Genomic DNA, 23,290 nt, shown 5'->3' with positions numbered 1-23,290 from the left:
TGGAGTCCCGGGTTGGCGGTTGCAGCGGAATCGGTGAGCGATCGGAAACACCCTAGCCTTCATCGGAACCAGGCTGAAGCGTATCGCCCAGATTTTGGGTGTTTCCTGGATTGTGGGCGCCAGGCGGTCCGATTTCAGGATCAAAAAAGACGGGGGGCGCTTCGCGGTCTTCGGGATCGGCAGGGCCGAGCCCTTCTACGCGCACCTCAGCCAACCCATCATGCTCAAACCCCAAGGCCTGAGCGGCGGCATGGCTGAGATCGATCAGGCGGCCGTCGATATAAGGGCCGCGATCATTGACCCGCACAATGATGCTCTTGCCGGTGTCCAGCCGTGTGACGCGGGCGCGACTGGGCAGGCGCATGGACCGGTGTGCCGCCGTGAGCAGCGAAGAGTCGAAAATTTCGCCATTGGCGGTCTGACGGCCTTCAAACCCCGGACCATACCAACTGGCCACGCCTGTCTGTACGCTCTGCGGGGCGTGCGCCTGAACGGGGTCGGGATATGAGGACGCTGTGTTATGTCTTGCCGGGGCTTGTGTGAAGTCCGGCCGCGCTTGTGGCGGCGGCTGGCCTGAACATGCCGATAGAGCCAAGGCGCTGACAAGCCAAAGACCCTGAAAGGCCCGGGTGCGAAATTGTGCGTGCATGAGCTGACCTTGAATGCTGAGGCCAGTCTAATTCATCGTCAGTGTGGCGAAAGTGCGCAAGACACGGGGCCTGAATGCAGCCTTTGCTGCATCAGCTGCAGGAACTACTGCATGGCGCTCCAGCGCCAGCTTGTGTCCGGCCCCCATCGCAGGCTAGTAACTGTGTGACGGAGGGGTGGCAGAGTGGTCGATTGCGGCGGTCTTGAAAACCGTTGAGCCGCGAGGTTCCGGGGGTTCGAATCCCTCCCCCTCCGCCATCATCTTACCGGTTTCAGCTTTTTCTTACCGACCGCGTTGAGAGCTCGAATAATCAGGGCTTGGGAAGACTCTTCGCCTTCAGTCGGCTTTTTAGCCCTGACGCGAGATAATAAGGCGCTGAATTCAGGGGCGCGCCCTAGAACTGGCTTTCAAAGCTCGCTTGTGCGGCGGCGTAGGCGCTGGCCCAGGCCCATTGGAAATTATAGCCGCCCAGCCAGCCCGTCACGTCCACGCATTCGCCGATGAAATAGAGCCCCGGACACTTTTGGCTTTCCATGGTCTTCGAAGACAGGCCCGCCGTATCAATGCCGCCGAGCGTAACTTCAGCGGTGCGATACCCTTCGGTGCCAGCGGGTTTCAAGCGCCAGTGAGACAGAGCGTCAGAGAGATCTTCTAGATCGGCGTGCGACACATCGGCCAGGCGCGGCCAGTCCGGCAATTGACCGCTTTGGTCCAGATGCTCGACGAGGCGTTTGGGCAGGATGGTTTCGAGCGCCTTGCCCAGAGATTTCATGGGCATGTCTTTTTTCAGCGCTTTCAGGTGTTCGGCGCCCTGCCCGCCTGCGAACAGATCGATCTCAACTGCTTCGCCCGGCCGCCAATAGGACGAAACCTGCAAAATCGCAGGCCCTGACAATCCGCGATGGGTGAACAGCATCCCTTCTTCAAACCTACCATCGCCAGCACTGGCGATGACCGGGGTGGAGACCCCGGCCAGGCTGGCGAATTCGGCCTTGGCCTCGCCCTCAAAGGTCAGCGGCACAAGCGCGGGTTCAGGCGTGATGATCTCATGCCCGAACTGGCGCGCCAGATCATAGGCGAAGCCGGTCGCGCCGATCTTGGGAATGGACAGCCCGCCGGTGGCGACCACCAGCCGGCGCGCCCGAACGGGGCCGTCGGACGTGGTCAGCTCGAACAGATCATCAGTTTTGACGACTTGGGTGATCTCGACGCCAAGTTTGAGAACCGCGCCCACATTGCGCATTTCATCGAGCAGCAGGGTGATGATTGCGCCCGATTTCTGGTCGCAGAACAGCTGCCCCAAGGTCTTTTCGTGCCAACTCAGGCCATGGCGCTCCATCAGCGCCAGAAAGTCAGTCGGCGTGTACCGGGCCAGAGCGGATTTGGCGAAATGAGGATTGCCCGACAGAAAGTTGGACGCTCGGGTTCCCAGATTGGTGAAATTGCAGCGTCCGCCGCCTGAAATGCGGATCTTTTCAGCGGGCTTCTGCGAATGGTCGAGCACCAGGACGGACAGTCCCAGAGCGCCAGCTTGCCCGGCATAAAACAGTCCGGCGGCGCCGCCGCCCAGGACCACGGCGTCATAGGGAGTGGAAGATCGGGTCATGGCCAGTGCGATGGCGCATTCAGACGGTTCGCGCAAGACGCAAGCATGCAATGAAAGTCTAGCTATCAGCTCTGCTTTTCCTTCATGCGAGCCCCGAACTGGGTTAGGCTGCATCCACTTAAGGACGTAAAAAAGGACGCTGATGATGCGCCGCCCTGCCCGATTTGGACTTCGCGCTCTGGCGCTGACCTTGATTTTGATCGGGGGCCTGGTCTGGGTTGGAGACGGCGTAGCGCGTCAGGCCGAAGAGGATCAGGCGCGTGTGATGAGCGCCGAGATCATCGGACCGATCGGTCCGGCGACGTCCGCCTATATCCAGCGCGCCATTTCACTCGCCGGTCAGGAAGGCGCACAAGCCCTGATCGTGGAAATGGATACGCCGGGTGGGCTGGACACTTCCATGCGCGACATTAATCGCGCCATTTTGTCCAGTGAGACGCCGGTCATCGTCTTTGTTCACCCCGCCGGTGCGCGAGCGACCAGCGCGGGCGTCTATATCCTCTACGCCAGCCATCTCGCCGGCATGGCGCCGGGCACGTCTTTGGGCGCGGCGACGCCAGTCCAATTGGGCGGAATGCCGGGCGGTGATCCGGCCCCGGCGCCTGAAGGGACCGATCCCGCACTTGAGCGCGCTGCTGAAGGGTCAGTGGAAGAAGCAGGTTCAGCGCCGCAAAACGCGACTGGAAATGCTCAGGCCTTGCGCAATAAAGCCGTCAATGACGCGGTGGCGTATATCCGGTCTTTGGCCGAATTGCGCGGGCGCAATGCGGATTGGGCGGAACGCGCCGTTCGTGAGGGCATAAGCGCGACGGCGGATGAAGCGCTCGCGCTGGGCGTGATTGAAATTCGGGCGGATAATCTGTCAGACTTGCTGGCGCAGGCTGACGGTCAGCCCGTGCAGCTGAGGTCCGGAGATGAACGCATCTTGTCGGTGGCTGAGGCGCAAATCACCCGGATCGAGAAAACCGCCGCCGAAGACATCCTCTCGGTGATCACAGACCCCAATATCGCATTCTTGCTGGTCAACCTGGGCTTTGTGGGCCTTTTGGTGTCTTTCTATAACGGGCTTGAGCCCGTCACGGCCATTGCAGGAGTGATCTGCCTGATCGTTGGGTTTTACGCCCTGAACACCCTGCCCGTGAATTATGCGGGCGCAGCCCTGGTGGTGCTGGGGCTCGCCCTTTTGGTGTCTGAAGCGTTTTTCGCTTCATCAGGGTTGTTGGCGCTGGGCGGGCTGGTCGCGTTCGTCCTGGGCTCCTTGATGCTGATCGAGACTGACGCCCCCGCCTTCCGCATTGACTGGCGTTTGATCGCTATCATGGCCGTGGCGCTCGGCGGAACGCTGTTTGCGATGCTCAGCTATGGCCTCGCCGCTCAGGCCCGCAAAGTCACCACAGGCGGTAAAAGCCTCATCGGCGCTCAGGGGCATGTGCTTGAATGGTCGGGCCAGGCCGGATTTGTTCAGGTTCAGGGCGAACGCTGGAAAGCGGTGTCCAAGACAGTGCTGAACCCGGGTGACGCCATCGTGGTCACCAAGCTGGTCGGACTGACCCTTTCTGTGAAGGCGACAAGATGAAGCCTCAGCAAGCAATCGAACCCGCCACTCAGATGGCGCAAGACGGAGTATGGAACATGGCAGAACTTGGCGTGAATCTCGGCGTCTGGATCGCCTTGGCGTTTGTCGCCTTCGGCGTGATTTCCTCATCCTTCAAAATCCTGCGCGAATACGAGCGGGCGGTGGTCTATACGCTGGGCCGCTATACCGGGACGTCCGGACCCGGCCTGATCATCCTGATCCCGTTTATCCAGCAGATGGTGCGCGTAGATATCCGGACCGTGGCCGAGGATGTGCCCAGCCAGGACGTGATCAGCCAGGACAATGTCTCGGTGAAGGTGAACGCGGTGCTTTATTACCGCATCATTGATCCCGCCAAGGCGATCAACCAGGTCGAGGATTTTCGCATGGCCACCAGCCAGCTCGCCCAGACCACGCTGCGCTCGGTTCTTGGCAAGCATGAGCTGGATGAAATGCTGACCGAGCGCGACAAGCTCAATGTTGATATTCAGCAAATCCTTGATGATCAGACCGAAGCCTGGGGCATCAAGGTCGCCAATGTCGAGATCAAGCATGTGGATCTGGACTCTTCCATGATCCGGGCCATTGCCCGCCAGGCTGAGGCCGAACGCGAACGTCGCGCCAAGATCATCTCCGCAGAGGGCGAACAACAGGCTTCCATCAAGCTGGCCGAAGCCGCGAAGGTCCTGTCATCGCAGGAAGGCTCCCTGCAGCTGCGCTATCTGGGCACCCTGTCCGAGATGAGCAATGAAGGCACGCAGACCATCGTCTTTCCGATGCCGATCGATCTTCTGAGCCAGTTGTCCAAGGCAGCGACGCCCGCTAAGCCAGACGCAGTCGAGGGTTAGACCCGAGCTTTGCAGGTATTGGCAGGCTCGCCAGGTGTCTGGCCGAGCCAGAAATAGGGTGCGCGTCCATGACCGCTTATGTCATCAACCCGCCGGTCGAAACACTTATTCCGGTGGAAGGCGGCGGTCAGTTTCCGGTCCGGCGTATTTACTGTGTCGGTCGCAATTATGCGGATCACGCCCGTGAAATGGGCGCAGACCCGGATCGCGAAGCGCCCTTCTTTTTCTCCAAACCCCGCGATGCGGTCACCAGCCGTAGCGAAGTCGCCTACCCGCCCGCGACCCAGGACCTTCATCATGAGGTGGAGCTAGTACTGGCGCTTGGAGCCGGCGGTGCGGATCTGAGCCCGGACCGCGCGAAAATGATGGTCTATGGCGCGGCGGTCGGCGCGGACCTGACGCGCCGCGACCTGCAGTCCGAGGCCAAGAAAAACGGGCGGCCTTGGGATGCCTCGAAAGGTTTTGACCAATCTGCCCCCATCGGCCTGATCCGTCCCGGGCAATCGCCGTCCGAAGGATCAATTGCGCTGACTGTGAACGGTGAAACCCGGCAATCGGGTGATCTGGCGCAGATGATCTGGTCCAGCGCTGAAGTGATCTCACATCTGTCGAGCCTGTTCCGCCTTGAGCCGGGGGATCTCATTTATACCGGGACGCCGGCAGGGGTCGGGCCTGTCGTCCGAGGCGATCAGATTGAGGCTTCCATCACAGATCTTCCGCCGCTGCGCTTCACCCTGGTCTAGGAACAGCGCTTCTGGGTGCAACACCATCGCATTTGAGCTTTGCGGCTCTGGCGAAGAGGAGCCCCCCTGGCTTGCCCGCTTGGCTCAGCCTGTCTACATGCGGGGCGATGTGGCGGCGAACGGGACCGGTATGAGCGATCAGTTCAAGACATCTGTCGACCTTCAGGGCGAGGATATCCATTGGGATCCTGACGCCGGTCTGTCCTATGGCCGCTATCTGGGACTCGATCGGGTGCTCAGCGCGCAGACGCCGCTGACAGATGAGCATGATGAGATGATGTTCATCATCATCCATCAGGCCTCTGAGCTTTGGCTCAAACTGTGCCTGCACGAGCTCAACGGCGCGCTCTCCCATCTGCAGAACGATGAAGTCCGCCCCGCCATGAAAATGCTGGCGCGCATCGCCCGCATCCAGGAACAGCTGACACAGTCCTGGTCTGTGCTGTCCACCATGACGCCAGCCGATTATCTGAAGTTTCGCGATGCGCTGGGCCAAAGCTCGGGCTTTCAGAGCCATCAATACCGCATTCTCGAATATCGTCTGGGAAACAAGAATGCGGCGCTGGCGCGCGTGTTCGCAAACGAGCCAGAGGCGCACGCCGCTGTCACGGCTGCGCTCAACGCGCCGTCTCTATATGATGAGACGCTGAAACTCGCCGCCCGTCAGGGCGCGGCGTTGCCTGCCGACGTGATAGAGCGCGACTGGTCAAAAGCCTATGCGCCGAACATCGAGGTCGAAGCGATGTGGCGTGAGGTTTACCTCGACACCGCAAAATGGTGGGAGCTCTATGAATTCGCCGAAAAGCTCGTGGATCTGGAGCAGAAATTCCAGCAATGGCGCTTCAATCATATGAAAACGGTTGAGCGGATCATCGGCTTCCGGCGCGGCACCGGCGGCTCCGGCGGCGTCAGCTATCTCGTCAAGGCGCTCGATCTGCGCCTCTTCCCAGAACTCTGGACCGTTCGCACACAGCTTTAATCTCGCCTCGGGAGTCCTTCATGCGCAGCTTTTACATCTTCATCAAATGCGAACTGGGCCGCACCTATGACGTGGCGTCCGCCATTGTCGATACGGTCAGCGAAACCCGCCAGGTGCATTCAGTCTCGGGTGAGTTTGATCTGCTCGCCCAGTTCGCTGTCGATGATGACGCGGATATCGGGCGGTTCGTGAACAAGTCGGTGCAGACCATTGACGGCGTCAAAGATACCCAGACCTTGATCTGCTTTAACGCCTTTACGCCTGATCGCGGTCAGGGCCTGGATTAAGTCATGCATTTCGGCGTTTTCGACCTGTTCAAGATCGGCGTCGGCCCGTCGAGCTCTCACACTGTGGGGCCGATGAAGGCGGCGCGCCTGTTTCTTGAACGCGTGGATGAAGAGCATGGCTTGTCGAGCGTCACACGCGTGCAGGCGGAAGCCTATGGCTCGCTAGCGCTGACGGGATCTGGCCACGCGACCGACAAGGCGATTTTGTGGGGGCTGGAAGGCGTGACGCCCGAAGGCGCGGATCCGGACGCCCTGCCCGCCCGAATTGACCGGATCAAAGCTGACAAGACCCTGAAACTGCTCGACGCGCACGAGATTGCTTTCAACATGGATGCTGATCTGGTCTTTAACGGCTCCAAGCGTCTGCCCTTCCACTCCAACGCCATGAAGTTCATGGCTTTTGACGCGGCGGGCGAGGCTCTGCGCGAGGAGATCTGGTATTCGATCGGCGGCGGGTTCGTGATTGACGAGGCGGAAGCGGGTCGTAATTCCGCGGCCGAAGCGCTGAAAGGCGAGCCCTACCCGTTTAATTCCTGTGATGAACTGCTGGAAATCTGTGACCGCGAAGGCCTGACCATCCCTGAGCTGATGATGGCCAACGAAACCGCCTTCCGTGAAGAAAGCGAAGTGCGCGGCTGGATCTCCAGCGTGACGCAGACCATGGAAGACTGCATTGAACGCGGCGTGCGCCAGCGCGGGGAATTGCCCGGCGGGTTGAACGTCAAACGCCGTGCGCCCCTAATGCGCGACAAGCTGATGGCCGAAGCTGCGCGCGCGGAGACAGACCCCCTCGCCTCCATGGAATGGGTCAATCTGTGGGCGATGGCGGTGAACGAAGAAAACGCCGCCGGCGGCAAGGTCGTCACCGCGCCAACCAATGGCGCAGCGGGCATCATCCCGGCGGTCTTGCGCTATTATGATCGCCACCATCGCCGCTCAAACGATCCGGACGCGATCGCGCGCTTTTTTCTGACCTCCGCCGCCATTGGCGCGCTCTATAAACAGAACGCGTCGATCTCTGGCGCGGAAGCGGGCTGTCAGGGTGAAGTGGGCGTCGCCTGCTCCATGGCGGCTGGCGGATTGGCTGCGGCGCTGGGCGGGACGAACCGTCAGATCGAGAACGCCGCCGAGATCGCCATGGAGCATAATCTGGGGCTGACCTGCGATCCCGTGGGCGGGTTGGTGCAAATTCCTTGCATCGAGCGCAACGCCATCGGCGCGATCAAGGCGATCAACGCCGCGCGTCTGGCGCTGATGAGCGAGGATGCGGATTACAAGGTCAGCCTTGATCAGGTGATCGAAACCATGGCCCAGACTGCGGCGGACATGAATGATAAGTACAAGGAGACCTCCACCGGCGGTCTCGCGGTAAACGTGCCGGTGTGTTGATCCGATCCAGGTCATGACAAAAGAAAAACCCCGGAGCGGTGCTCCGGGGTTTTTTGTTCGTGCGGGGAGCTGATTAAGCCGCCAGCCCCTCCGCCACCGAATACTTGGCTTCGGTCTTTTCTGCGATCTCATCGAGCGTCACGCCATCCGCCAGCTCCACGAGCTTGAGGCCGTCCTCGACCACGTCAAACACGCCCAGAGTGGTGATGACGCGATCCACGCAACCCTGGCCGGTCAGCGGCAGGGTGCAGGCCTTCAGAAGCTTGCTGTCGCCCGCCTTGTTGGTGTGATCCATGATCACCACGACGCGCTGGACGCCAGCGACCAGATCCATCGCGCCGCCCATGCCCTTGACCATTTTGCCAGGGATCATCCAGTTGGCGATGTCGCCGTTCTCGGCCACTTCCATCGCGCCCAGAATGGACAGGTTGATGTGTCCGCCGCGGATCATGCCAAAGCTGTCCGCCGAGCTGAAATAGCTGGTCTTGTCCAGCTCGGTGATGGTCTGCTTGCCCGCGTTGATCAGGTCGGCGTCCACCTCGTCTTCAGTCGGGAACGGACCCATGCCCAGCATGCCGTTCTCGGACTGCAAGGTGACGTCCATGCCGTCGGGGATGAAGTTCGCCACCAGGGTCGGAATGCCGATGCCCAGATTGACGTAAAACCCGTCCTGCAGCTCTTTGGCGGCGCGTTCAGCCAGTTGTTCTCTCGTCCAAGCCATGTGTGAGATCCTCCTGCTTACGCGCGCACGGTGCGTTGTTCGATGCGCTTTTCGAAAGTGCCCTGAACAAGGCGCTGAACGAAAATGCCCGGCGTGTGGATATGATCAGCGTCAAGTTCGCCGTTCTCGACGATTTCCTCGACCTCGGCGATGGTCACCTTACCTGCGGTCGCCATCATCGGGTTGAAGTTGCGGGCGGTCTTGCGGAAGACGAGATTGCCCGCCTTGTCCGCTTTCCAGGCTTTCACGATGGAGATGTCAGCCACAAGGCCGGTCTCCATGATGTAGGTCTCGCCGTCAAAATCCTTGTGCTCCTTGCCGTCCGCCACCAGCGTGCCGACGCCGGTTTTGGTGTAGAAGCCCGGAATGCCGGCGCCGCCTGCGCGGATGCGTTCAGCCAGCGTGCCCTGGGGGTTGAACTCGAGCTCCAGCTCGCCGTTCAGATACTGTTTTTCGAAGGTCTTGTTCTCACCCACATAGGAGGAGACCATCTTCTTGATCTGGCGGGTATGCAGCAGCAAGCCCAGGCCGAAATCATCAACGCCCGCATTATTAGAGATCACCGTCAGGTCCTGAGCGTTGCTGTCGCGCAGCGCCAGGATGAGGTTTTCCGGAATGCCGCACAGCCCGAAGCCGCCCGCCATTACGGTCATGCCGTCAAAAGTCAGCCCGTCGAGGGCCGTTTTTGCATCTGGGTAGACTTTGTCCGCCACCGCGCGGTCTCCTTCCCTGAGTTTTTCAACGATCGTTTAATTTGGGTTTGCGTTATAGCCGATATCGCCCTTGAGGCTAGTCCTTTTCCTCTGGCGCCGGCTTCTGATCTGGGTGGGCTTCACCTCTGTGGCGATCGATCTCGATCGCGAGCGCCCCACCGAAGAAGACGGCGTATGCCGACCAATAGACCCATAACAGGAACACGATCAGCGTGCCTAGCGGACCGTAGGTGCTGGGATTGACGATGGTCGCCACATAGAGGGTGAAACCTTTGGAGGCGATCAGCCACAAGGTCGCTCCGGCGCCGGCTCCGATGAGCGAGGCGGGCCAGCTGGTCTCACCGGCGCGCTGCATCACGAAGCGATAGAGCAGCGTCAGAGCCGTCAGCATGGCGAGATAGGAAATCGACCATTCATTGATCAAGCTGGCGCCAAAATCCGCGGCTTCGCTGCCGAGCAGGCGCAAGGCGGGGCGGATCATGTTGGGGATGGTCAGAATCGCCAGATTGGCCAGGACCAATAAGGCGCCGCCCGCGATCACCGCCCCCATGGCCAAGAGGTTGAAGTGCAGGATGTTGCGCAAATCGCCGCGCCGCGCGATCTGATTGAGGCCTGCGATCATCGCTTTGGCCCCGCGCGCGGCGGCGAACCAGGCGATGAACAAGGCCACAGCGCCCTGCAAGGTCAGGGAGGCGTTTGACGTTCCGGCGAGTTCAGACAGCTGGGTGGTCAGAAAGGTGTTGGCGGACGGGGGCAACACGTCCGTCACCTCAAGCCGGGCGACCTGATTGACGGCGTCATCCGCTGAAAACCACAAACCATAAATGGACGCCGCCACAAGGACGGCGGGGACCAGCGCCAGAAGGCCGAAGAACCCGGCTCCGCCGGCGAACAGCATCACTTCACGGGCCATCATGCGATCTATGGCCCGGACAGTGATCTTCAGCGCCGGGATTTCCCAGGCGCGGCGGATCAGGGATTTGATTTTGACCAGCGGCATGGCGCCTAGCGTTCAAACCTGTTCGAGCATAATGACACCGAAGGCCGGACGCCCGCGATTTTGAGCCTGTTTAGCGCCTATTGCCTCACTGTGTCAGCCTAAACCCCCGGCGTTTTTCAGCGTACCGATCTCGGCCTCGGAAAACCCCCAGTCGCGCAGCACGTCTTCTGTATGCTCGCCGGGCTTTGGCGCCGCGCCTTGAATGGCGCCGGGCGTGCGAGAGAAGCGCGGCGCCGGCGCGGCTTGCCGCACGCCCTCGACCTCAACAAACACGTCTCTGGCTTTCATATGCGGATGGTCTGTCGCGTGCTCAGTGTCCAGCACAGGCGCGAAACAGCAATCCGTGCCGTCCAGAAGCGCCGTCCAGTGTGATTGGGGCTCGCTTTTAAAGGTGTCTTCAAACGCCTCCCGCATGGCTGGCCAGGTCTTGGCGTCATATTGCGCTTGCATGGCGGGATGGTCAGACAGGTTCAGCTTGTCGATCAACAGCTGAAAGAATTCCGCCTCCAGCGCGCCGATCGAGACGAAAGCCCCGTCCGCACAGGCATAGACGTCATAAAAGGGCGCGCCGCCATCCAGCAGGTTTTCTCCGCGCGGCTGGCTCCATAATCCCATGGCGTCCAGCTGATGCACCGCGCCCATCAAATGCGCAGCCCCATCTACAATCGCAGCGTCAACGACCTGCCCTTCGCCCGTCGCGCGCGCATGATGCAAGGCCGACAGAACGCCGACGGCGAGATACATCGAGCCGCCGCCGAAATCGCCCACCACATTGACGGGCGGAACAGGTTTGTCCTTGGGACCAATGGCGTCGAGCGCGCCGGTCAAAGCGATATAATTGAGGTCATGGCCTGCGGCGTGGGCGAGCGGGCCGTGCTGCCCCCACCCTGTCATGCGGCCATAAACAAGCGCCGGATTGGCTTTCAGGGCCTCTTCCGGTCCCAGCCCCAGACGCTCCATCACCCCCGGGCGATAGCCTTCGAGTATGATGTCAGCGCTTTTCATCAGCTTCAGGCACGCTTTCACCGCGTCCGAGCTTTTGAGATTGAACGCTGCTGACCGCCGACCGCGCGCCAGGATCTCCGCCGGACCGCCGCCGCCGGCATGCGGGCGGTCGATCCGGATGACCTCTGCGCCCAAATCGCTGAGCAGCATGGCGCAGAAGGGCGCGGGCCCCAATCCGACAAATTCCAGGACTTTAACGCCACGCAAAGGGCCTTGTGCTTTTGTATCGGTCGGCATGGTGCTGAATCGCTTTGTGACAATTTCAGGAATCAAAGTTTTGACACTGAACTCAGAACGACACAATCTTGCTGCCTCGGGTCGAGGGGGGCAGACAGGGCGGATGTTTTCCATTGCAGTCATGGGCGGTGACGCCGCTGCGCGTGAAACCGCTGAGCTCTTGGCTCAAATGGGGTTTCAGGTCGCCACTCATATTGAACCTGGGTGCGAAGCCGTTGTGAGTTTCGGCGCTTTTGACGCCGACCTGCCTTCAGAAACCCTGCATCTGGCGATTGGCGAGCATGATTGCGCCCAACTGGATGCTCGACTGCCCGTGAACGCACATCCCATTCAGATCGCCTCGCGTCTGCGCGCCCTGTCTCGCCTCAAAGTGCTTGAGCATACGGCGCAGCTCAGATTGCAAAGCGCGCTGGAAGCCGGGTATCAGCCCGCGCCGGTTCCGGTCAATGACGACGACTCGACGGTCTTGTTCGTCGGCGCGCCCGGCCCCTCTTTCATGCGGCTGCAGTTTGCGATGTCCAAAGCCGGCATTCAGACCATCGCCGCTTTTTCGACCTTCAACGCCTTTGATTACCTGCACGAACGCACGTTTGACGCGGTGATCCTGAACACCCGGCCAGAGCCGGGACTGGCGCATACGGTCTGTTCGGCCATGCGCCGCAATACTAGGCTCTATCACACGCCTGCGATCTTGCTGACCGCCGAGACCGATTATGCGGGCGCGGATGAAGCGTTCGCGCGTGGCGCATCCGATATTCTCTCTGACGCCGCCAGCAATGACGACATGCGCGATCGCGTGATGGCGCTGGCGTCAGAACGCCGCCGCCGCCGCTTGGCCAAGGCGCGGCTGGAAGCGTGCCGTTTGCCGAGCCTGCTCGACGAAACCTCCGACCTTTACAATGAACGCTTTGGCCGCGTTCACCTGCAAAGCCTGATGGACCAGGCCGCAGCGCGGGTTGAACCGCTCAGCCTGATCATGTTGACCGTCAGCGCGCCGCAGGAAGCGGGCATGAACGGCTTCGCCAAGGCGTCCAACCAATTCGCCGGCATGCTGCGTCATTGCGTGCGCGCGGAAGACTTCGTCGTGCGTCTGGGTCAGGATCGCTTCATTATCGCCCTTCCCAAAACGCCCAAGGTCGAAGCGATGATGGTGTCGAACCGCGTCTCCGCTATTGCTGAATGCACGGCCTATGAGGGCGCAGATCCGCTCAAGCCCTTCCGGCTCGAGCTGAGCCCGTCTATCGAGGAAGCCGGCGGTGAAACCAGCGCTGAAGCCTTGATCGACCAGATGGTGCGGCGCTCTAACGTCTTGCCGTTCAGCTCCGCCAAAACCGGTTAGGCCGCTTCCTTGGCCCGCCGGGCGGCGTCGGCCACCGGCGCCAGAAGCCGTAGCGCGCCTTTCAGCCGGTCCATCGGATCAGGGAAATCGCCCTTGAGCACCAGCGTGTTGTCCGGTCGCAGCTTGTAGTCGGCCGGGCGCTTGGTCATTAGCTCAATCAGAGCCGCCGGATCGCCGAAGCCATGCTCTCGGAAGGTCGCGACCGCGCCTTTGGGACCAGCATCGAGCTTGGCCACATTCGCCCTTTTACACAGGGCTTTAAGGGCAACAACCTGAAGCAAACTCTCAACTTCATCAGGCAATTTGCCGAACCGGTCGATCAGCTCAGCGGCGAAGCCCTCGCGCTCTTGCTTGGTGTCGAGCGACGACAAGCGGCGATAGAGCGACATGCGGACATCAAGATCAGGCACATACTCTTCGGGGATCAGCACCGCCGCGCCCACATTGATGGCGGGCGACCAGTCGCGTTCTTCCAGGCTCGTATCGCCCTGCAGGCTCGCCACGGCTTCTTCCAGCATGGATTGATAGAGCTCCACGCCCACATCCTTGATATGTCCTGATTGCTCTTCGCCCAGCAGATTGCCGCCGCCGCGCAGATCCAGATCATGGCTCGCCAGGGTGAAGCCCGCGCCCAAACTATCAAGCGATTGCAGCACCTTCAGGCGCTTGTCGGCCGTGGAGGTGAGTTTCTGGTTGGCGGGAGTGGTGAGGTAAGCGTAAGCGCGCGCCTTGGCCCGCCCCACCCGGCCGCGCAGCTGATAGAGCGGCGCCAGGCCGAACATGTCGGCGCGGTGGATGATCATGGTGTTGGCGGTCGGGATATCGATGCCGGATTCCACGATGGTGGTTGAGACCAGCACATCGTACCGGCCCTCATAGAACGCCGTCATGATGTCTTCGAGCTGGCTGCCGGACATCTGGCCGTGCGCGACAACGAAACTGACTTCGGGCACCTGTTCGCGCAGGAAACGCGAGATTTCATCGAGATCTGTGATGCGCGGGGCCACATAATAGCTCTGCCCGCCGCGATAGCGTTCACGCAGCAGGGCCTCACGCACCGTCACGCTGTCAAACGGCGTCACATAGGTGCGCACCGCCAGACGGTCCACGGGCGGGGTGGCGATGATGGACAGATCGCGAATGCCGGCCATGGACAGCTGCAGGGTGCGCGGGATCGGCGTCGCAGTCAGCGTCAGCACGTGGACGTCTGATTTCAGTTCCTTGAGCCGTTCCTTGTGCTTGACGCCAAAGCGTTGCTCTTCGTCGATCACCAGAAGGCCCAGATCGGCGAATTTCACGGTTTTCGCCAGGATGGCGTGGGTGCCGATCACGATCTCGCACGTGCCCTCCGCCAGCTCCTTGCGCGTAGCGGTCGCTTCTTTTGCAGGTACGAGCCGGGAGAGCTGGCGCACTTTCACCGGCCACCCCTTGAAGCGTTCCTCAAAGGTCTTGAAGTGCTGGCGCGCGAGCAAAGTGGTCGGCGCGACGATGGCGACCTGACGTCCGCTCATGGCGGCCACGAACGCCGCGCGCAACGCCACTTCGGTTTTGCCAAAGCCCACATCGCCGCAGATCAGGCGGTCCATGGGGCGGCCCCGGGCGAAATCCGAGAAGACATCATCAATGGCGTGAAGCTGGTCGTCGGTCTCCACATACGGGAAGCGCGCCGCGAACTCGTCATAGAGCCCGCTGGGCGGGGTCAGCACTTCAGCGTCGCGCGCATTGCGCGTGGCGGCGATCTTGATCAGCTGATCGGCCATGTCGCGCAGGCGTTTCTTGGCCTTGGCCTTGCGCGCCTGCCAGGCGCCCGCCCCCAGACGATCAAGCTGCGCGGTTTCGCTGTCCTGTCCGTAGCGCGACAGAAGTTCGATATTCTCGACCGGCAGGTAGAGCTTGCTGGCGCCGGCGTATTCAAGCTCCAGACAATCGTGCGGCGCCTCGCCCACTGACAGGGTTTTCAGGCCCAGATAGCGCCCGAGGCCATGATCGGCATGAACCACCAGATCACCGGGCGTCAGCGCACCGGCTTCAGCGATCACATCGGCGGTTTTCTTCTTGCGGCGCGGCCTGGCCAGACGGTCGCCCAGAACATCCTGTTCGGCGATGACGACGAAATCGGGCGTTTCAAAGCCATGTTCCAGCGGCAGCACGATGCGCGAGATCGTCTGACCGCTCATCTTGTGGGCGGCGCGCCAGTCATCGGCCGCCATGATCGGTTTCAGGCCATGATCGCCCAGCACGCTGGCGAGACGGTCCGAGCCGCCTTCAGACCAGCTGGCGAACAGCACGCGCTTGCCCGATGAACGCAGCGCGACGGCATGCTTGGCGGCGGCGTCAAAGACGTTCTGGTCGGCCTGGCGTTCAGCGGCGAAGCTGCGCCCTTGCTTGCCGCCCATATCGATGACGGCCTCGCCCGCTTCCTGAAACGCGGTGAAGCGGCGGGCGGCGCGCCCGTCAATTTCATGCGCCCATGCGTCTTCATCGAGATAGAGCGTTGTGGGCTCCAGCGCGCGATAGGCCGGCGCGCCCATGGCCCCTGCCCCGGATTTCGACGCGGCCTGGCGCGCATCATAATAGTCGCGGATCTGCTCAAGGCGCTCATCGAGCGCGTCTTTCACCAACGGGTCGAGCCCCACGAGAGCGCCTTCGCCCACATAATCAAAGACCGTATCGAGATGATCATGAAACAACGGCAGCCAGTGCTCGGCGCCGTTCGGGCGCGCGCCCGCGCTGACGGAGTCATAGATCGGATCGCCGGAGCCGACCGCGCCGAAATTCTTCAAAAAGCCCGAACGGAAACGCGAAATCGCATCGGCGTTGAGCACAATCTCGCTGACCGGCGCAAAGCTGACCGATTTGAGCTGGGCGGTGGTGCGTTGGGTTTCAGGATCAAAGCCGCGCACGGTTTCAAGCACATCGCCGAAGAAATCGAGCCGCACCGGCTCTTCGGCGTCCGCCGGGAACACATCGATCACCCCGCCGCGCACGGCGTAATCGCCGCGCTCAGTGACGGTGGCGGTGCGCACATAGCCGTTTTCCGCCAGATGCTGTTTGAGCACTTCAGAATCCAGAACGCCGCCGGGCTTGGCGCTGAGGCCCCCGCCTGATAGCGCCGCTTTGGGCGCGCAGCGCTGAAGAGCGCCCGACACGGTGGAGATCACCAGAAGCGGTTTTGTCTCTTTTGGGTCGCGTTGCGCCAGCGCATGCAGCGCCCCGGCGCGCCGCGCGGCCGTGCGCGGGCTGGGGCTGATCCGGTCATAGGGCTGACAATCCCAGCCCAGAAGCCGCAATTGTTCGAGGTCTGGCGCGAAGAACCGCGCCGCAGCCGCAAACGCGCTGGCCCGCGCCTCGTCGGTGGCGATGTAGAGCCCCACCCCGCCGCGCGCCCGCAAGGCGTCGCAGAAGATCAGGGCGTCAAAGCCTTCAGGCGCGCCGCAAACGGTCAGCGATTGGGAAGAGTCTGCAAGCGCTTTGAAATCGTTCACGGCCGGGCGTCCTCAATACAATTTCGCCCCCGCGCCAGTTTGACGGGGGGTGTTCAGGTCTCAACTCACTGCTCTTCCCCGGCCCCCAAATCGCGTTGAGGGTGAACTCCAGCCGGGGTGCGGAGCAGGAAACGTCGCGCTCGACCTTCTCTGGATCCCGGTCTTCACCGGGAAAGAGAGAAAGGCAAACGATTTAGCTCGACGGGCCGTCGCCCTCGGCGGCGAGCGCCTCATAGTCAAACGTTTTCAGTGCATTCAGCACCGGGCCCTCATAATTGGCCGGGGTCTCGATCGTGCCGCAGATCCAGGCGTAAACCTCGGTGTCGGGCGCATCCAATAGACGCTCAAACTCATCCACCTCGTCTGGCGACAAGTCGTAGAGTTTGGTGTCCGCGAAGCGTCCCATGATCAGGTCGGCTTCCTTGAACCCCCGCCGCCAGGCGCGAAACGTCAAACGCTTCAGCCGCGCTTCAGGGTCGAGGGGCGTGTTCGGATCGGAGAAAGGATTATCACTCATGACAGCGCATATAGCGCGCAGGTGTGGTTGGGTGAAGGGTGAGACTTTCGCGAATCCAGTTCACGGGCGATGTTAGCGGCATGCGCCCTCAATCGCTCTTCCCGCTGTTTGCTGACCTGACCACGCTGAAAGGCGTGGGGCCTCGGCTTGCGGCGTTGATGGAGAAGGTGGCGGGGCCGCGGGTGAAGGATCTGATCTTCACCGCGCCCACCGGGCTGGTGGACCGGACGCACCGGGTGTCGATCTCTGATGCTGGGGACGCCGGCAATCAGGTGCTGGTGAGCATTGAGGCGGAGGTGGAAGAACACATTCCCCGCCCCACGATGAAGCAGCCCTATAAGGTCCGCATGCGCGACGAGACGGGCTGGCTGCATCTGGTGTTCTTTAACGCAAAGTCTGATTATCTGCGGCGCATGCTGCCTGTCGGGGCCACCCGGCTGGTGTCGGGCAAGGCGGAGCGTTTCGCCAGCGAAATCCAGATGGTGCATCCCGATCTGATCGCCGACCCCAAAAAGGTCGAGGACAAGGATCTGCTGCAGCCGGTCTATCCGCTGACGGCGGGCCTGTCGGTCAATGTGATGCGCAAGGCCATGGCTGAGGCGCTGAGCACCCTGCCCGATCTGCCCGAATGGATCGATGGGCCCCTGAAGGCGCGTGAGGACTGGCCGGGGTGGCGCGAGGCCTTGCTGGAGCTGCATGCCCCGCAATCAAATCTTGATCTGGAGCCGACCGCGCGGGTCCGTAAACGCCTCGCTTTTGATGAGCTGTTCGCCCACCAGCTGGCGCTGAAACTGGCGCGGCGGGACCGCAAAGCGCGCAAAGGCCGGCCGCTGACGGGGGATGGCGCCCGCGTAGCGCAGCTCCTGGAGCATGCCCCCTTCACCCCGACCGGTGCTCAGATGCGGGCGTTTGAAGCCTGCAAGACTGATATGGACAGCGCTCAGCGCATGATGCGGCTGGTGCATGGCGATGTAGGCTCGGGCAAGACCTTCGTCGCCGCGCTCTGCGCCGCTCATGCCGCCGAGGCCGGGGTTCAGACCGCCTTGATGGCCCCCACCGAAATCGTTGCTCGCCAGCACGCCAAGGTGATGAGCGATCTGCTGGCGCCCGCCGGGATCAGCGTGGTGGCGCTGACCGGGCGCGACAAAGGCAAGGCGCGCAAAGAGCTGGAGGCGCAGCTCGCCTCGGGCGAGGCGCAAGTGGTGTGCGGCACTCACGCCTTGTTCCAGGATAGCGTCGACTTCGCCGATCTGGGCCTGGTGGTCATTGATGAACAACACCGGTTCGGGGTGTCCGATCGGCGTAAGCTGACCATGAAAGGGCGTGCGCCAGACGTGCTCGCCATGTCCGCCACCCCTATTCCGCGCACGCTGACGCTCGCAGCGTTCGGGGATCTCGATGTCAGCCGGCTCGATGAAAAACCCGCCGGGCGCATCCCGCCCGACACCCGCGTCGTCTCCGGCGAACGGCTCTATGAGATCATCGAAGGGCTCAAGCGTGCTCTCGCCAAGGGTGAGCGCGCCTATTGGGTCTGTCCGTTGGTGGAAGACAGCGACACCTCCGACCTCGCCGCCGCCGAGGCGCGCCACCACATGCTGTCTGAAATGTTGCCGAACGCGCGCATTGGTCTGGTGCATGGGCGCATGCTGGCGCGCGACAAGCAAAAAGCCGCCGAGGATTTCCGCGCCGGCGAGATTGACGTTCTGGTCGCCACCACTGTGATCGAGGTCGGCGTGGATGCGCCGGACGCCACCATCATGGTGATCGAGCACGCCGAACGGTTTGGTCTGGCGCAGCTTCATCAGTTGCGCGGACGCGTGGGTCGGGGCGACAAAGCCTCCACCTGCCTGCTGCTCTATCATGGCCAGCTGGGCGAGACGGCGCGTGCACGGCTCGAGATCATGCGCAATTCTGATGACGGCTTCGTCATCGCCGAGGAAGACTGGCGTTTGCGCGGTTCAGGCGATCCGCTGGGGCTCAAACAATCGGGCCTGCCGGATTACCGAATCGCGGACCTGGCGGCCCATGCCGACCTGTTAGAGCTCGCAAGCGACGCCGCTCAGTACGAAACCGCGCGCGAGGACGTGTTCGCCGGGGAACGCGGAGAAGCCCTTCGCACCTTGCTGTACTTGTTTGAACGCGATGAAGGGGTGCGGCTGATGCGGTCCGGTTAGACCGAGCCGCAGATTTCACTGGAAATCGGGTTGGGCCTGTAGTACATAGTCGCTATCGATACATGGCCAGGTTTTAGGTCACTAGCGTTTAGGCGCTGATTCCACTCCCTCCAAATGTCGATGTCCGCCATGCTCTTATTCGGAGGGCGTGGTGATTAACTCTTGTCTAAAAAAGGACATTCATCAATGGCTACCGGCATTGTGAAGTGGTTCAACTCCACCAAAGGCTACGGCTTCATTCAACCTGACGACGGTTCCAAGGACGTGTTCGTGCACGCCTCTGCCGTTGAGCGTGCGGGCATGCCCGAGCTGACCGAAGGTCAGCGCATTTCTTATGAAGAAGAGCGCGACCACAAAAGCGGCAAAACTTCCGCAGGTTCGCTTGCGAAAGCCGACTAATCTGATCTGAAAAGATTGGATGAAGAGCCCCCCGGATGGATCATCCGGGGGGCTTTTTTATGGTCGACGTCCTGCGCGTTCAGGACGGTTTCGGATCTGTAGGCTCAGGATCAGACGCTGACGCGTCAGAGCTGTCATCCGGCATCAATCCTGCGCCCGCCTTGCCCGGCTCGGCTTGCGGGATCGCGCCGTCAGGCAAGCGATCGGGCGTCACCATGCCGAAGGAAATGATCAGCTTCGCCGCCTCCTCCACCGACAGGTCGAGCGCGATCGCCTTGGCGCGCGGCACGAAGAGCAAAAAGCCCGATGTCGGGTTGGGCGTGGTGGGGATGAAGACGCCGATCACGTCATCGCCCTGGCCCACCACAGAGCGGATCACGCCGCGGCCCGTCGAGGCCACGAAGGCGACCGCATAGCTGCCCGCCATCGGGTATTCCACCAGCACCACTTCCTTGAAGGAGTTCTGTTGGCCCTGAAAGACGGTCTCCACGATCTGTTTGAGCGCGGCGTAGATATTGCGAATCAGCGGCACGGAATTGAGCACGCGCTCACCCAGATCGAGCAGGCTACGGCCGAAAATGTTCGCCGCCAGCGCCCCAAGCAAGGTCAGGCCCAGCACTGCAATCAGAAGCCCCATGCCGGGTATGGCGAAGGGCAGATAGCTTTCAGGGTTGTAGCGGGACGGAACCAGGGGCTTGATCACCTGGTCCACAAAGGTCACGAAGCTGTAGATCAGCCAGAATGTGATACCGATCGGGGCGGCGACAACGACGCCGGTCAAAAAGCGATTGCGTAGCCAGCGAAGCACGTCGCTCAACTCCTGTTACAGCGCCCAGATCGGACGCCTCTCTGCAATGCCCGCGAATATGGGAGGAATCAAGGCTCCCCCTTGCTGACGTCCCAGTTGCACGCGTATGAGTGTGAGCATGAACGGCCCTTTCAACATTCCCCTCACCGCCTGGTTGCGCTGGCTTTTGTTTGGCGCTTTGGGCGGCTTCGTCGCGTTGTCCGCGCTCAGCGCTTTGGTTTTGCGCGATCAGATTTTCCAGACCTTCCTGGATCCCGGCGTGCCGTTTCAGACCTATCAACGCCCTCCGGCCCCTGACTACACACAGGATGAAGCCTGGGCGGCCCGACCGGATGTGCGCCTGCCTGACGAAGCGGGCCATCCGGCGGTCTTCTTCATTCATCCGACCACCTATGACGGCGGCAGCCATTGGAACGCGCCCTATGACCGGCCCCAGGAGGCTGTGGAAGTTTCCCAGATCATCCTGCCGAATTATGCCGCGCCCTTCCTGGTTCAGGATGTTGAGCTTTATGCGCCGCGCTACCGTCAGGCGTCGCTTTATACCTTCATGAACAATCGCGAGGATTCCGTGCTGGCCCGAGAGCTGGCGCAAATGGACATCCAGCGCGCCTTCACCCAATTCCTGCGCGAAACGGATCCGGAACAGCCGTTCTTCCTTGTTGGCGTCGGTCAGGGCGGCGCGATCGCGCTGGACATTCTGGCGCGGCGCGTGGCGCCTGATCCGGCTGTGGCCCGGCGCCTGGCCGCCGCGTACATCATTGAGTCTCCCACGCCGCTCGACCTGCTGGCGGGGCCGCTCTCAACCATTCCGGTCTGCACTGATCCGTCAGAGATTCGCTGTCTTGTCGGGTGGATCGCCGTGCGTCCGCAAGAAACGGCGCGTATTGAGGCCCTGACGCAACGCTCTCGGGCGCTTGACGTCCGGGGGCGCCTGACCGCGGTCGAGGACCGGGCCTTGTTGTGCGTCAATCCTGTTCTCTGGACGGCGAATGAAGATTACGCGCCTGCACGTTTGCACCGGGGGGCTGCCGCTGCAGAGGGTCTGTCGCTGACGGATGCGCCCTCGCCCATGACCAACCAGACAGGCGCGCAATGTCAGAGCGGTCTGTTGATGATTGACCAGCCGCGGGCCCGTGCCTTGCGCCGTTCTGGGCGCTTGGCGGAGGACCGCCGTGTCCGGTCGTCCAACCTGTTCTACATGGATATCCGCGCCAATGCCGAAGCTCGGCTCGATACGATCCGTGCTGTGATGGCGGATGAGGCGCGCTATGCGCCCGCACTGGATGCGCCCGTGGAAGTGGACGTCGCGCCCATCACACCGATTGACGGCTAGGCTCTAGCTGTCCTGACGCAGGCGATTGACAATATTTGTGGTGGACAGCCCGTCCATGAGCGGCGCAAGGACGATTTCCCCGCCAGACTGACGGATGAAGTCTGCGCCAGGCAGTTCTTCCGCCACGTAATCGGCCCCCTTGATCATCACATGAGGGCGGATTTCCGAGATCAGCTCTGCGGGGGTGTCTTCGTCAAAGATCACGACGCGGTCCACCATTTCGAGCGAGGCCAGCATGGTCGCGCGCGTCGCCTGATCATTGATGGGGCGGTTCTCGCCTTTCAAGCGCTTGACCGAGGCGTCCGCGTTCAGTCCGACGATCAGGCGATCACACACCGACGCGGCATGGCGCAGCACCGACAAATGCCCCGGGTGCAGCAGATCAAAGCAGCCATTGGTGAAGCCGACTTTCAAGCCGCTTTCGCGCCAGTCTGCTGACAATTCCGCCATGGCGGGGCGGGACATGACACGCCAGTCTGGCGCTTCCTCACCCGCTTGCGCGGCGTCCAGAATTTCTTCTGGCGAAACGGTGGCGGTGCCAGGTTTGCCGACCGCGACGCCGGCAGCAAGATCGGCGAATTCCATGGCGTCCTTCAAAGAGGCGCCCGCGGCCATGGCGAGCGACAATCCGGCCAGTGCCGTATCGCCCGCGCCTGAAACATCATAAACATCACGCGATCTGGAGCGGTGGTGATGAATGACGCCGGTTTCGTCCAGCAAGGTCATGCCCGCGCCGCCGCGTGTGACCATGACGGCCTGGGTTCGCGTCAATTGCGCCTTGAGGGCTTTCAGCGCTGCTGCCGCCTCGTGATCACTGGAGACAGTCAGTCCGGTTTCGGCTTCAAGCTCGCCGGCATTGGGCTTGATAATGCTGGCGCCGTCATATCGGCTGTAATCATGACCGCGCGGATCGACGCTGACTGGTTTGCCGGCGTCGCGCGCCAAAGCGATGGCGGCTTGCACCAAATCACGCGTCACCACGCCGCGTCCATAATCTGAAATAATCAATATATCAGATGTTTCGAGCGCTTCCCTTATGTGATCTAGGAGATCTGACGCCGTATGGGCCTGAATCGCCTCGGTCGGGTCGCGATCCACGCAGAACATCTGCTGGTTATTGGACACATAGCGGATTTTCGACGGCGTCGGGCGTTCGGGCGTTCGTACGACCCCCGTCGCATCGCCACAGGCGGCCTTGACCAGCTCAATCGCGGCTTCACCGTCTGCATCGGTCCCGGCGACTGAAATCAGGCGCACCTCTGCTCCGAGGCTTGAGAGATTGCGCGCGAGATTGCCGGCGCCGCCTAGCATGGCCGTGCGGCGTTTCTCCGACAGGATCGGCACCGGCGCTTCACGCGAAATGCGATGCGTGTCGCCATAAACAAAGCTGTCATACAACAGATCGCCCAGCACAACGGCGCGGCGGTTTTGAATGGCGGCAAGAAGGTGCGCAGCCCGTTCACGCAACATGGCGCTCTCCAG

At 61.6% G+C, this 23,290-nt stretch carries 20 protein-coding genes and 1 tRNA gene; 11 read left to right on the top strand and 10 right to left on the bottom strand.

All coding sequences use genetic code 11. From position 1 onward, the window contains the following. Positions 1-52: 52 nt before the first annotated feature. Complete coding sequence (locus tag ACQ66J_RS14400; RefSeq protein ID WP_430432164.1) at positions 53-457, bottom strand: septal ring lytic transglycosylase RlpA family protein; 405 nt, start codon at positions 455-457, stop codon at positions 53-55. Between the two features lie 361 nt (positions 458-818). On the opposite strand from ACQ66J_RS14400, the gene ACQ66J_RS14395 reads away from it, so the two are divergent. Beyond that, a tRNA-Ser gene (locus tag ACQ66J_RS14395) sits at positions 819-906 on the top strand. A gap of 137 nt (positions 907-1,043) precedes the next feature. On the opposite strand, the gene ACQ66J_RS14390 is transcribed toward ACQ66J_RS14395, so the two are convergent. Continuing rightward, positions 1,044-2,255: an NAD(P)/FAD-dependent oxidoreductase gene (locus ACQ66J_RS14390; RefSeq protein ID WP_430432163.1), complete on the bottom strand. Its 1,212-nt coding sequence runs from the start codon at positions 2,253-2,255 to the stop codon at positions 1,044-1,046. Positions 2,256-2,397: 142 nt separating this feature from the next. On the opposite strand from ACQ66J_RS14390, the gene ACQ66J_RS14385 reads away from it, so the two are divergent. The 6 genes from ACQ66J_RS14385 (at position 2,398) to ACQ66J_RS14360 (ending at position 8,077) form a co-directional block, all read left to right on the top strand. Further along, the gene (locus ACQ66J_RS14385; RefSeq protein ID WP_375549062.1) at positions 2,398-3,831 is read left to right on the top strand and encodes an NfeD family protein; all 1,434 of its coding nucleotides are present in this window, start codon (positions 2,398-2,400) and stop codon (positions 3,829-3,831) included. Positions 3,832-3,887: 56 nt separating this feature from the next. Continuing rightward, positions 3,888-4,679, top strand: a complete 792-nt coding sequence (locus ACQ66J_RS14380) for a slipin family protein (RefSeq protein ID WP_375549063.1) — start codon at positions 3,888-3,890, stop codon at positions 4,677-4,679. A 68-nt stretch (positions 4,680-4,747) separates the two neighbouring features. Beyond that, on the top strand, positions 4,748-5,422 hold the full coding sequence (locus ACQ66J_RS14375) for a fumarylacetoacetate hydrolase family protein (RefSeq protein WP_430432162.1): 675 nt from the start codon (positions 4,748-4,750) through the stop codon (positions 5,420-5,422). Between the two features lie 130 nt (positions 5,423-5,552). Beyond that, positions 5,553-6,401: a tryptophan 2,3-dioxygenase gene (gene kynA, locus ACQ66J_RS14370; protein WP_430432265.1), complete on the top strand. Its 849-nt coding sequence runs from the start codon at positions 5,553-5,555 to the stop codon at positions 6,399-6,401. 20 nt (positions 6,402-6,421) lie between these two features. Then, entirely contained in the window at positions 6,422-6,688 is a 267-nt protein-coding gene (locus tag ACQ66J_RS14365) for an Lrp/AsnC ligand binding domain-containing protein (RefSeq protein WP_430432161.1), read from the top strand. 3 nt (positions 6,689-6,691) lie between these two features. Beyond that, positions 6,692-8,077 (top strand): L-serine ammonia-lyase, encoded by a 1,386-nt coding sequence (locus ACQ66J_RS14360; protein WP_430432160.1) that lies wholly within the window; start codon positions 6,692-6,694, stop codon positions 8,075-8,077. Positions 8,078-8,150: 73 nt separating this feature from the next. On the opposite strand, the gene ACQ66J_RS14355 is transcribed toward ACQ66J_RS14360, so the two are convergent. The 4 genes from ACQ66J_RS14355 to ACQ66J_RS14340 all read right to left on the bottom strand — a co-directional run bounded on the left by ACQ66J_RS14355 (position 8,151) and on the right by ACQ66J_RS14340 (position 11,753). After that, positions 8,151-8,798, bottom strand: a complete 648-nt coding sequence (locus ACQ66J_RS14355) for a CoA transferase subunit B (protein WP_430432159.1) — start codon at positions 8,796-8,798, stop codon at positions 8,151-8,153. Positions 8,799-8,815: 17 nt separating this feature from the next. Further along, a complete protein-coding gene (locus ACQ66J_RS14350; RefSeq protein ID WP_430432158.1) occupies positions 8,816-9,511 on the bottom strand; it encodes a CoA transferase subunit A in 696 nt (231 codons plus the stop codon). 76 nt (positions 9,512-9,587) lie between these two features. Beyond that, entirely contained in the window at positions 9,588-10,511 is a 924-nt protein-coding gene (locus tag ACQ66J_RS14345) for a YihY/virulence factor BrkB family protein (protein WP_375549069.1), read from the bottom strand. Positions 10,512-10,604: 93 nt separating this feature from the next. Next, positions 10,605-11,753 (bottom strand): CaiB/BaiF CoA transferase family protein, encoded by a 1,149-nt coding sequence (locus tag ACQ66J_RS14340; RefSeq protein ID WP_430432157.1) that lies wholly within the window; start codon positions 11,751-11,753, stop codon positions 10,605-10,607. Positions 11,754-11,856: 103 nt separating this feature from the next. On the opposite strand from ACQ66J_RS14340, the gene ACQ66J_RS14335 reads away from it, so the two are divergent. Further along, a complete protein-coding gene (locus tag ACQ66J_RS14335; protein WP_430432156.1) occupies positions 11,857-13,092 on the top strand; it encodes a diguanylate cyclase domain-containing protein in 1,236 nt (411 codons plus the stop codon). Here the strand turns inward: ACQ66J_RS14335 and mfd are convergent. Both mfd and ACQ66J_RS14325 read right to left on the bottom strand, forming a co-directional pair. Beyond that, positions 13,089-16,577: a transcription-repair coupling factor gene (mfd, locus tag ACQ66J_RS14330; RefSeq protein ID WP_430432155.1), complete on the bottom strand. Its 3,489-nt coding sequence runs from the start codon at positions 16,575-16,577 to the stop codon at positions 13,089-13,091. The two genes, ACQ66J_RS14335 and mfd, sit on opposite strands and share 4 nt — an antisense overlap. Positions 16,578-16,770: 193 nt before the next feature. Then, complete coding sequence (locus ACQ66J_RS14325; RefSeq protein WP_375549073.1) at positions 16,771-17,094, bottom strand: succinate dehydrogenase assembly factor 2; 324 nt, start codon at positions 17,092-17,094, stop codon at positions 16,771-16,773. 80 nt (positions 17,095-17,174) lie between these two features. Here ACQ66J_RS14325 and recG point away from each other — a divergent pair, with 80 nt between their 5' ends. Together recG and ACQ66J_RS14315 are read left to right on the top strand one after the other, a co-directional pair. Then, positions 17,175-19,268: an ATP-dependent DNA helicase RecG gene (recG, locus tag ACQ66J_RS14320; RefSeq protein WP_430432264.1), complete on the top strand. Its 2,094-nt coding sequence runs from the start codon at positions 17,175-17,177 to the stop codon at positions 19,266-19,268. 186 nt (positions 19,269-19,454) lie between these two features. After that, positions 19,455-19,667, top strand: coding sequence for a cold-shock protein (locus tag ACQ66J_RS14315; protein WP_107713215.1), 213 nt, complete (start codon positions 19,455-19,457; stop codon positions 19,665-19,667). Positions 19,668-19,746: 79 nt separating this feature from the next. Here ACQ66J_RS14315 and ACQ66J_RS14310 read toward each other — a convergent pair whose 3' ends face one another. After that, entirely contained in the window at positions 19,747-20,475 is a 729-nt protein-coding gene (locus tag ACQ66J_RS14310) for a DUF502 domain-containing protein (protein WP_430432154.1), read from the bottom strand. Between the two features lie 118 nt (positions 20,476-20,593). On the opposite strand from ACQ66J_RS14310, the gene ACQ66J_RS14305 reads away from it, so the two are divergent. Next, entirely contained in the window at positions 20,594-21,808 is a 1,215-nt protein-coding gene (locus ACQ66J_RS14305; RefSeq protein WP_430432153.1) for a DUF3089 domain-containing protein, read from the top strand. 3 nt (positions 21,809-21,811) lie between these two features. Here the strand turns inward: ACQ66J_RS14305 and rfaE2 are convergent, their stop codons facing one another. Next, a complete protein-coding gene (gene rfaE2 / locus ACQ66J_RS14300; RefSeq protein ID WP_430432152.1) occupies positions 21,812-23,278 on the bottom strand; it encodes a D-glycero-beta-D-manno-heptose 1-phosphate adenylyltransferase in 1,467 nt (488 codons plus the stop codon). Positions 23,279-23,290: the final 12 nt, after the last annotated feature.

Origin of the sequence: Oceanicaulis sp. (assembly GCF_965284345.1) — a bacterium.
Lineage (GTDB): Bacteria > Pseudomonadota > Alphaproteobacteria > Caulobacterales > Maricaulaceae > Oceanicaulis > Oceanicaulis alexandrii_A.
This window is presented reverse-complemented; position numbering and strand designations above follow the sequence as displayed.

Bases quoted from the DNA above. Each gene is read 5' to 3' on its own strand.
- ACQ66J_RS14305 (WP_430432153.1), top strand. From the start codon at position 20,594: ATGAACGGCCCTTTCAACATTCCCCTCACCGCCTGGTTGCGCTGGCTT.
- ACQ66J_RS14315 (WP_107713215.1), top strand. From the start codon at position 19,455: ATGGCTACCGGCATTGTGAAGTGGTTCAACTCCACCAAAGGCTACGGC.
- ACQ66J_RS14335 (WP_430432156.1), top strand. From the start codon at position 11,857: ATGTTTTCCATTGCAGTCATGGGCGGTGACGCCGCTGCGCGTGAAACC.
- ACQ66J_RS14360 (WP_430432160.1), top strand. From the start codon at position 6,692: ATGCATTTCGGCGTTTTCGACCTGTTCAAGATCGGCGTCGGCCCGTCG.
- recG (WP_430432264.1), top strand. From the start codon at position 17,175: ATGCGCCCTCAATCGCTCTTCCCGCTGTTTGCTGACCTGACCACGCTG.
- ACQ66J_RS14390 (WP_430432163.1), bottom strand. From the start codon at position 2,255: ATGACCCGATCTTCCACTCCCTATGACGCCGTGGTCCTGGGCGGCGGC.
- kynA (WP_430432265.1), top strand. From the start codon at position 5,553: ATGAGCGATCAGTTCAAGACATCTGTCGACCTTCAGGGCGAGGATATC.
- ACQ66J_RS14380 (WP_375549063.1), top strand. From the start codon at position 3,888: ATGGCAGAACTTGGCGTGAATCTCGGCGTCTGGATCGCCTTGGCGTTT.
- rfaE2 (WP_430432152.1), bottom strand. From the start codon at position 23,278: ATGTTGCGTGAACGGGCTGCGCACCTTCTTGCCGCCATTCAAAACCGC.
- ACQ66J_RS14345 (WP_375549069.1), bottom strand. From the start codon at position 10,511: ATGCCGCTGGTCAAAATCAAATCCCTGATCCGCCGCGCCTGGGAAATC.
- ACQ66J_RS14365 (WP_430432161.1), top strand. From the start codon at position 6,422: ATGCGCAGCTTTTACATCTTCATCAAATGCGAACTGGGCCGCACCTAT.
- ACQ66J_RS14375 (WP_430432162.1), top strand. From the start codon at position 4,748: ATGACCGCTTATGTCATCAACCCGCCGGTCGAAACACTTATTCCGGTG.
- ACQ66J_RS14385 (WP_375549062.1), top strand. From the start codon at position 2,398: ATGATGCGCCGCCCTGCCCGATTTGGACTTCGCGCTCTGGCGCTGACC.
- ACQ66J_RS14355 (WP_430432159.1), bottom strand. From the start codon at position 8,798: ATGGCTTGGACGAGAGAACAACTGGCTGAACGCGCCGCCAAAGAGCTG.
- ACQ66J_RS14340 (WP_430432157.1), bottom strand. From the start codon at position 11,753: ATGCCGACCGATACAAAAGCACAAGGCCCTTTGCGTGGCGTTAAAGTC.
- ACQ66J_RS14325 (WP_375549073.1), bottom strand. From the start codon at position 17,094: ATGAGTGATAATCCTTTCTCCGATCCGAACACGCCCCTCGACCCTGAA.